General features: G+C 69.1%; 7 protein-coding genes and 1 pseudogene. 5 read left to right on the forward strand and 3 right to left on the reverse strand.

Annotation, left to right across the window (positions count from 1 at the left end; all coding sequences use genetic code 11):
- Both ABZ749_RS22170 and ABZ749_RS22175 read right to left on the reverse strand, forming a co-directional pair.
- A partial coding sequence (locus ABZ749_RS22170; RefSeq protein ID WP_357230508.1) for a response regulator transcription factor occupies nt 1-569 on the reverse strand: 569 nt, incomplete at its 3' end.
- Nucleotides 566-1,720: a histidine kinase gene (locus ABZ749_RS22175; RefSeq protein ID WP_357230511.1), complete on the reverse strand. Its 1,155-nt coding sequence runs from the start codon at nt 1,718-1,720 to the stop codon at nt 566-568. The genes ABZ749_RS22170 and ABZ749_RS22175, both read right to left, overlap by 4 nt.
- A gap of 62 nt (nt 1,721-1,782) precedes the next feature.
- On the opposite strand from ABZ749_RS22175, the gene ABZ749_RS22180 reads away from it, so the two are divergent.
- The 3 genes from ABZ749_RS22180 to ABZ749_RS22190 are packed head-to-tail and all read left to right on the forward strand — an operon-like array spanning nt 1,783 to nt 4,131.
- Nucleotides 1,783-2,709 carry an ABC transporter ATP-binding protein gene (locus ABZ749_RS22180; protein WP_357230514.1) on the forward strand — a complete coding sequence of 309 codons (927 nt, stop codon included), beginning with the start codon at nt 1,783-1,785 and terminating at the stop codon, nt 2,707-2,709.
- Nucleotides 2,710-2,734: 25 nt separating this feature from the next.
- Nucleotides 2,735-3,454, forward strand: a complete 720-nt coding sequence (locus ABZ749_RS22185) for an ABC transporter permease (RefSeq protein ID WP_357230517.1) — start codon at nt 2,735-2,737, stop codon at nt 3,452-3,454.
- Nucleotides 3,451-4,131, forward strand: coding sequence for a GPP34 family phosphoprotein (locus ABZ749_RS22190; RefSeq protein ID WP_357230520.1), 681 nt, complete (start codon nt 3,451-3,453; stop codon nt 4,129-4,131). The genes ABZ749_RS22185 and ABZ749_RS22190 overlap by 4 nt, the downstream gene beginning before the upstream one ends.
- 383 nt (nt 4,132-4,514) lie before the next feature.
- Here ABZ749_RS22190 and ABZ749_RS22195 read toward each other — a convergent pair whose 3' ends face one another.
- Entirely contained in the window at nt 4,515-5,717 is a 1,203-nt protein-coding gene (locus tag ABZ749_RS22195; RefSeq protein WP_357230523.1) for a low temperature requirement protein A, read from the reverse strand.
- A gap of 282 nt (nt 5,718-5,999) precedes the next feature.
- Between ABZ749_RS22195 and ABZ749_RS22200 the strand changes: the two genes are divergently transcribed.
- Nucleotides 6,000-8,162 (forward strand): hypothetical protein, encoded by a 2,163-nt coding sequence (locus ABZ749_RS22200; RefSeq protein ID WP_357230526.1) that lies wholly within the window; start codon nt 6,000-6,002, stop codon nt 8,160-8,162.
- A 200-nt stretch (nt 8,163-8,362) separates the two neighbouring features.
- A pseudogene (locus tag ABZ749_RS22205) lies at nt 8,363-8,719 on the forward strand (hypothetical protein); the annotation flags it as partial.

The raw sequence follows: 8,719 nt of genomic DNA on the forward strand, positions 1-8,719 counted from the left end.
GCTTCGTGGCGGGTCCGGGTCTGGGTCTTGCGCATCGCGTTGGACAGGTAGTTGCGGACGGTGCCCGGAGCCAGGTGGAGCCGAGCCGCGATGTCGGCGACCGAGTAGCCTTCGCCGGTGACCCGCAGGACGTCGGCTTCACGCTCGGTGAGGGGGGAGTCCTCGGTGACGGCGAGCACGGACACGTCCGGGTCTATCCAGCGTTTCCCCGCGTGCAGGGTTGCGATGACCGAGGTGATGTGAGCCGGCTCGGCGGATTTGCTGACGAAGCCTTGGACGCCGAGCTTCAGCGCCTTGCGCAGCACGCCGGGCCGGGCATGCCGGGTCAGCATGAGGATCACCTGCTCCGGCCGCTCGCGGCGGATCTCGGCGACCGCGCCCAGGCCGTCCACGCCCGGCATCTCCAGGTCGATGACCAGCACGTCGGGCCGGTGCCGCAGGGTGGCGGCGATCGCCGTCCGGCCGTCCTGCGCCTCGGCGAGAACGGTGATGTCGCCCTCCATCGGCAGCAGCGCGGCCAGGGCCGTGCGCAGCAGCGCCTCGTCGTCGGCGAGCACGATGGTGGTCATCGGTCGTCCTTCCCGGTAACCGTCGGGGCCGCGTCGACCCGAGCGGGTGGGAAGGTCGCTGCGGTCAGGAACCGCCCGTCCTTCTGTTCCACGGACAGCTCACCTCCGTCGTCCGCCACCCGTTGCCTCAGCGTCGCCAGGCCCCTGAGCTGCGGGGGCGAGGTGGCGGTCACGCCGTCGTTGACGACGGTGATGCCCGACGCGGCGAGCGTGATCTGCACCTGGGCGGCCTGCGCGTGCCGCAGGATGTTAGTGGTCGTCTCCCGCAGCACCTGCCCGAGCAGTTCGCTGGCGCGGGCATCGACCTCGGCCTCCCGGGTCACTCGGACCCGGATGCCGGCGGCCTCGAAGAGGTTCTTCGCGTTCTCGATCTCCGCGGTGAGGTTGAGCCGCCGCTGCGCGTAGGCGAGTTCCTTGGTCTGCGCGATGGTGTCGCTGACCAGCGTGTACGTCTCCCGCAGCTCCTTCTCCGCCCGAGCGGTGTCGCGCAGCAGCAGCCGCTGGGCCAGGGCGATCTTCAGCTTGACCACGTGCAGGGTGTGGCCCTGGATGTCGTGCAGGTCGCTGGCGAACCGCACCCGCTCCCGGACCACCGCCAGCTCCGCCTCGCGTTCCCGAGTCTGTTCGAGCTCCCGGATGAGGTCGTAGAACCGCTCGCCCACGACGGTGAAGACCGTCACGAGGACGGTGAGAGCGGTCGGGATGAGAACGTAGGTGACCAGGACGCCCACGGTGTCGTCCCGCTGCACCAGCAGCCGCGCCACGCCGACGACGGCGACGTAGGTGAACAGCCCGGCTATCGTCAGAGCCCGGTGCCGTCGCACCTCGCGCAGGGAAAGCGAACCCACGGCGCAGACACCCCAGTAGGCGTTGGGGCTGCCGGTCACCAGGACCCCGAGCGGCCAGACCGCCGCCGCCACGACCAAGCAGGGCAGCGCGACCCGGGCGAGGTCGTTTGCCGTCCAGCGTTCGAAGGCCACCACGGCCGCCACGGCACCGGGTGCCAGGACGACAACGTGCCACCAGGCGCGCGCGTCGGTGTAGAGCAGGATCACCGCGGCGAACACCACCGGCGGCAGTGATGTCGCGAGGTTGAGCCGGCGCAGCCTTCCCTGCGTCGACTGGGTGAAGCGCGGCGATCTCGCGGTCACCAGGTCAGTATCCGGCAGCCAGGGATCAGGACCAGTGACACCACGTCACTTGCGGTGATGACGTGGTGCCACTGACAGATCGGCTGCGCCCGCGCTGTCATAGGTGCATGTCCACCACACCTGTCATCGAAGTTGACCGGCTGAACCTCACCTACGGTGATTTCCACGCCGTCAGGGACCTTTCCTTCGAGGTACGACCTGGAGAGCTCTACGCGCTGCTGGGCACCAACGGGGCCGGGAAGACATCGACCCTGGAAGTCATCGAGGGACACCGCAGGTCAACCTCCGGCACCGTACGTGTCTTCGGGCACCGCCCCGACGACCGCCAGACGGTACGTCCCCGAATGGGCGTCATGCTCCAGGAGAGCGGATTCTCCCCCGACCTCACCGTCCGGGAGTCCGTCGGCCTGATCGGCCGACTCACCGCACGCACCGACGACGTCGACCGGGTACTCGACCTCGTCGACCTCACCAGCCGTGCCCGGCGCAAAGTAGCCCAGCTCTCCGGCGGCGAAAAACGCCGCCTCGACTTCGCCACCGCCGTCTACGGCACTCCAGAACTGATCGTCCTCGACGAACCCACCACCGGCCTGGACATCCAATCCCGCGACGCCGTCTGGGCAACCGTCGACCGACTCCGCGAAAACGGCGCCACCATCGTGCTCACCACCCACTACCTGGAAGAAGCACAACAACGCGCCGACCGCATCGGACTGATGCACCACGGCACCCTCCACCGCGAAGGTACCGTCGCCGAACTGACCCGCACCCTGCCCGCCGTCATCCGCTTCGCCCTTCCCGCACCGACATCGGCACTGCCGCTGCCAGCCGCCGTCGACGTGGACGGGAAGGTCGTGGTCGAGACCTTCGAACTGCAGAACGACCTGCACATCCTGCTCCGGTGGGCGCAGGATCACGCCGTGGAGCTGCAGGGCTTGGAGGCCGGGCCGACCCGCCTCGACGACGTCTTCCGCGCCATCAACAACTGACCCGCCATCTCGACAGGAGCGCCCCGTGTTTCCCATCGCCTCCAGCGAACTGATCCAGATCTTCCGCAACCGACTGGTCCTGATCACCAGCCTCATCATCCCCGTCGTGGTCAGCGCCTACTTCGTCCGCCAACACGACACCTTCGCCGACCTCGGCAGCCTCGGCTACATCGCCGCGATCATCCTCTTCACCATCACCGCCTTCGGCCTCTACACCACCGCCGTCACCACCCTGGCCTCCCGACGCCAGAACCTCTTCCTCAAACGCCTACGCTCCACCGCCGCAACCGACACCACCATCCTCGCCGGCCTCCTGCTGCCCGTCGTCGTCCTCGCCCTGATCCAGGTCACAGCGATCCTGACCGCCCTCGCCGTGGTCGCCGGCGCACCGGCGAACATCGCCCTGCTCGTGGTCGCGACCATCGCCACCCTGGCCATGATGATCGCCCTGGCGCTGGCCACCGCCGGGCTGACCAACTCACCCGAACACGCTCAGGTCACCACCCTTCCCGTCACCCTCGGCGTGATCGCCGTGGCCAGCTGGGTCGGCATCACCGGCACCGAGGACCTCACCTTGATCAAGCGCCTCCTGCCGGGCGGCGCCGCCACCGAACTGACCATGAACGCCTGGAACGGCGGCGTCGCCGTGACCGACTCGCTTGCCCTGCTCGCGCCCACGCTCGGCTGGGTCGTCGTCGCCGTCGCCCTCGCCACCCGACTCTTCCGCTGGGAGCCCCGCCGATGACCACCGAAGCCCGCCCGGGGACGCCGACAGTGGTGGAAGACCTCCTGCTGCTCCTGTTCCAACCCAACTCCGGAACCATCGCGGGAGAGAACACCCTCTTCTACGTCCTCGGCGGAGCCGTCCTCGCGGACCTCGCCCTCGGCGGTCACCTGGCCACCGAGGCCCGGGGACGGGTCAGCAGCGTGGCGGGGCATCCACCGTCGGATGACCTCCTGCGCCCGGCGTGGGACTACCTCGCCGAGAAACCGAGAGGGGTGCAGACGGCCCTGGCCGCGGTCGGCCCCGTCCTGCGCAAGCCGGTGTTGGAGCGGCTCATCGCCCGGGGCGACATCGACCAGGAGCCCCGTAAGGTGCTCGGCCTGTTCCGGACGACAGCCCTACGGGAGGGCAGAACGGAACGACGGGCCCGCCTGCTCGCCGACGTCCGGCGGGTCCTCGTGGACGGTGCGCAGCCGCAGGCCCGTGTCGCCGCGCTCGCGGCGCTGCTCTCCGCGAGCGGGACGCTCCCGCAGTTCCACCGCGAGATCCCCTGGACGTCACCGGTCATCACGCGGGCCAAGGAACTCGAGCGTGGCGACTGGGGCGCCGACGCCGCGGCGGCGGCCGTGACCCGCACCGTGACGGCCACCGTCATCAACAGCGCCGTCGCGGCCATCACCGTGCTGCCGCGAAGTTAGCGGTGCCTGCGCACCAGGCCGCCCGAGGGTGGCCGGCGGCCCCGTGATCAGCGCGCTTCCGAGCCTCGATCGGCAACGATGACGGCAGGCTCGGCGGATGCGCGCAGGACCTACCTAGGAGGCACCGTGACCCAGCGCTCGCAGCACCAACGGGGACGGTGCCCCGTCTGTAAACGCCTCGTACCCCTCACCGCTGACGACAGGGTTGCTCGGCACAACGGCACCATTCGTGCCTACGCCCCGCCCGAAGAGTGCCCCGGGGGTGGACAGCGAGCGGACGCCACGGGGTCATGAGCAGACAGCCGGACGATGTCCGGTTCGTCCGGCCGGACAGCAGCACGCCAGTGGCAGGCGGACCCGCCACGGTGCATAGTGTCTGCCGCTCACTTTCTGGGATTGGGCGGGTGCGGCCCTTCGGGCGGTTTCCCCCTGGCGTGGACGGCGTCGGAAGCCGCGATGCCGGCGAGGACGACGACGGCGGTGGCGGCCACGGCCAGCGGCGGCAGAAGGATCATGAACGGCGAGGCGGCGGCAAGCGCCAGAGCGCCGACGATCCGGGAGTGGGACACCCGGGCGAACACGGCGTGTTCCACCAGGGCTCGTCCGATCAGGAAAAGCATCGGTCCGCCCAGGACAACGAGGATCCACGCCGCGTTGGTGTGCCCGAACGGATGTTCGATTACGATTTCATACCCGACGGCAACAGCGACGATCCCGGCCACCATGAGTACGTGCGCGAGGAAAGCCTCTCGGATGAGATGCGCGGGCTCCGCGGCAGCTCTGATGGCTTCGGGCAACAGTTGGCCCGCCCTGAAAATGTAGACGCGAAACAGGAGCACGGTCGTGATGAATGAGACCGCGAAGGCGGCTGCGGCTCCTCCCTGCCGGAACGAGGTGTCACTGTAGGCCGACCCGGTCGTCAGAATAAGTTCACCGAGGGCGATGATGAAGAATTGTCGGTAACGCTCGGAAAGGTATTCGGCCAGGACGGGCCACTGCCGTTGGGTGGGGCGGGACCAGGGCGCGGGATAGAACAGCAGCAGTGCCGTGCCGTCGATGGCGATCGCGAGCGTCCACAACAGGCTGCGGGCCAGATCCGTCACGATCGCGCCGGCGATCCACGGCACGGCCGACAACGTGAACCAGAAGAACACTCCAGCTGCTCGGCGCTGAGCTTCGTGGCCGCGCAGTATCGGCACGATGACCAGGCCACGGATGACGTGAACCGCGACGTACGCACCGGCGAAGGCCAGACTTCTGTCACCGAACGCGTGCGGCACGGCGACTGCCATCACCAGCGCGCCGAGCATGGCCGTGTAGACCAGCACCTGAAGCTGGGGCCGCTGCGGATCGTAGAGGTCGGTGACCCACGCCGTGACGAACCACAGCACCATGAAGGCCAGCAGCAACAGCAGGGTCTCGCCGGCCTCGATGAGGACGACTCGCTGCTCGGTGAGTTCCTCAACCAGCCGCTGCGAGACCCGATTGAGGGCAAAGATGAAGACCAGGTCGAAGAAGAGTTCCAGAAGGCTTGGTCGCTGCGGTTGCCCGGGTTTCCGAAGCAGCGCTGCTGCCCTTGTCGACATGGGCCGCCCATTCCTGCCGGCTTCGCCTTCCCGGGTAATTGGTACCACGCCGGGCCGGTCGTCGAGTCGATACCCGAAGAATGCCCGGCGAACATGCCCGCCCGGATGTCGACCTCGCGCTACGAGCACGGGATTGCATCTTCCTTCGCCGGGTACGCCCGTTGCGCCACACGGGCACCCTCGGATCACCCGAGCGGGTCGGTGTGAGCCTCGTACACGCCGGGGGGCCGGTACCGGATGGATCAGCGAGACGGGGGCGGGCGCGCTGGGGCTGATGGCCTGGTGGAACTGCGGGTGCACGGGGTGTCCGCCACCGGCCCGGATGACCTGCTGGATCGACCGCACGTGCAGCAGGTGGCGGGTGACCACCGGGGCGGCTTCTACCGGCCGCGAGCGGTAGACCACGAGGACAGCGAGGCGGGCGCGGTGACGCTCGAGGCCTACCGCTGGAACAACCTGCCCGCTGGCAACGCGGTGCGAACGTTGTCGATGGTGATCCTGCTGCCCTTCATGCTGATCAACCTCGCCATCTGGATGCGTCCGGCCGGAGCCGGCGGCGACCCGGTGATCAAGGCCCTGTGCCGGTTGTTGGCGCTCACCATGACCTCGATGTACGTGCTGAGCATCGTGGGGGTCGCCCTGGATGTGATCGCGTGGAAGTGCATGTCCTCACCGGAGTGCCTGGCCGGACGTAGCTGGCTCTCCTGGCTCGGGGGGCGTCCTGCCGGACTGCGCCTGGCGGTGCTCGCACTGGCACCGGCTGCGGCCATCAGCCTGGTGTGGGGGCTCAGCGCGCGCCCGGCGCTTCCCTCTGACGCCTTCCGCGCGGCCGACCACCCTCGTGCGGCGGACCGGCTCACCGCCGTCGGCCGGTGGGACAATGAGCCACTGGTGGCACGACTGCGCTCGATTCACGTCGCGGCGGCGTTTGCCACGCTGGACCTCAGCCTGCTCGCGGCCCGGTCCGCACAGGGTATGTCGATCGGCACCGTCGCGCTGACGGCAGCTGCCGGACTTCTGTTGATCACATGCGCGGTTCTGCTCTGCACCCCACCCCTGACCACGCCCACGGAGCTGCGGCTCGACCGGTTGGCCAGCGCGCTACGCACGATCACCCTCGGTCTGACCGCGCTGGTCTGGATCCTCGTGCTGACCAGCTCGGCATGGCCGGAGCGGAACGGACTGCCCGGCTACAACCTGACCGTCGTCGGGCTGTTCATCGGTCAGACAGTGCTGCTTGCTGCCCTGGGGGTGGTGCTGTTCTGGCATCGGGGTCGAGATCCGAATGTCGCGCCCGCCCTCGGGCTCGGCGCCCTGGCGACCTCCGTAGCCGCGATCAGTCTGGCGATCACCTTCTCCGCTGAGCTGGTCTATCGGGTGTCCGACGTTCTGAACAGGGGCGCGCCCACCGCCGAGGCGTTGATAACAAGCCCGCCACGTGCCTGCATCTGGGCGATTCTCGGCTTCTCGCTGGCGGTGCTGGTGACGCTGGCCGTCGCCGCCGTGGTGTCGGTGGCGTCACGACCGGGACGGATCCGGGCCGCGTCGGCAATCGTTGCTCGTGACTTCCCGGACGCGCCGCCCGATGCCGCACCGCGACTGCGCCAGGTGCGCAAGACCTTGGCCCGCGCCCGGTTCACCGAGCGGCTGTTGCCGCTCGCGGTGCTCTACGCCTGCCTCGCCGGGATCGGTATAGCAGCGGTCGCGCTCGGCCTGCTGCCGACGCCTCCCGGCGAACTGGTCCAGCGCTGCGTCGGGTTGCCGATCAGCTTCGTCAACTTCAGCATCGGTGTCGGCAGCTATCTGATCGCCGCTCTCATCGTCGGCACGGTCCTCGGTGGAATCTTCGCCCATCGCACCCCGTGGTTCCGCCGGTACGTCGGCGTGCTGTGGGACCTGGGCACGTTCTGGCCCAGGTCCGCGCACCCGTTCGCGCCACCGTGCTACGCCGAGCGGGCCGTTCCCGAACTGACCTGCCGGATCACCCACCTCGTCGACTCCGGTAACGCGGTGGTGCTCACCGGGCACAGCCACGGCTCCGTCCTGCTCGCCGCGACGGTGCTCCAACTGCCGCCGCGGGTCACCGACCGGGTCGGGCTGCTGACCCACGGGTCGCCCCTCCGACGGTTGTACGCCCGCCTCTTTCCCGCGTACGTCAACGACGAGGTGATCCACGAGATCGCCGACCGGGTGGACTGGCGGTGGGTGAATCTGTGGCGGGACACCGACCCCATCGGGGGTCGCGTCTTTCCGCCGCAGGGCCCCGACAAGGCACCCTCGGCGTGCGACCGGGAGGCGACGGTGGACCGACGGCTTCGCGACCCGTACGCCGTCACACCTCCGTCCGGCGACATCTTCCCGCCACCGATCAAAGGACACCGGCCCTGCGAATCGGAGAAGGCGTTCACTGACGCGGTGCGCCACCTGGCCGACCAGATCCGCTGAGCAAGCGGTCGCGCGCCGGCTGCTCCGCGTCGTTCTCCGGGCCCGCCGTCCGGGGCTGCCTGAGGTCTTGCCTGCACTGCTCAGAAGTCGGGCCACGAGTAGCGGACAGCCGACACCGGAGCACAATGTAGCCGACTGTGACCATCAGATCACCACGCGCACACTCCTCTCCGACATGTTCCCGTCGACTGGAGGAACAGATGCGTCTCCGATCGTTCGTCACCACGGCACTGGCCGCCGTCCTGGCCGCCGGCGCACTCGCGCCGCCCACACCGGCCGCGGCGGCCACCGCCGACCGCTGGGGCTTCGCGTACGTCAAGGACCCGACCGTGCCGGTCTGGACCGTGCTGGACACCAGCCGGCAGTGGGGCAGCTGGAAGGCCGCCTTCCCAGCCGCCTGGGCCGACGGCATCAAGCTCGCCCCCGGCCGGTTCCAGGTCCGTTTCCCGCAGATCGGTGCCAGCTCACGCGGCGTGCCGCACGTGACCCCGGTGAACCGGACCGGTCACTACTGCGAGGTGGTCCGCTGGTTCCAGTCCGGCACCGACGAGATCGTC

Origin of the sequence: Micromonospora sp. NPDC047753, assembly GCF_040642735.1 — a bacterium.
Taxonomy (GTDB): Bacteria; Actinomycetota; Actinomycetes; order Mycobacteriales; family Micromonosporaceae; genus Micromonospora.

Excerpts from the sequence above, each read along its gene's own strand:
- ABZ749_RS22190 (WP_357230520.1), top strand. The coding sequence starts at position 3,451 with ATGACCACCGAAGCCCGCCCGGGGACGCCGACAGTGGTGGAAGACCTC.
- ABZ749_RS22195 (WP_357230523.1), bottom strand. The coding sequence starts at position 5,717 with ATGTCGACAAGGGCAGCAGCGCTGCTTCGGAAACCCGGGCAACCGCAG.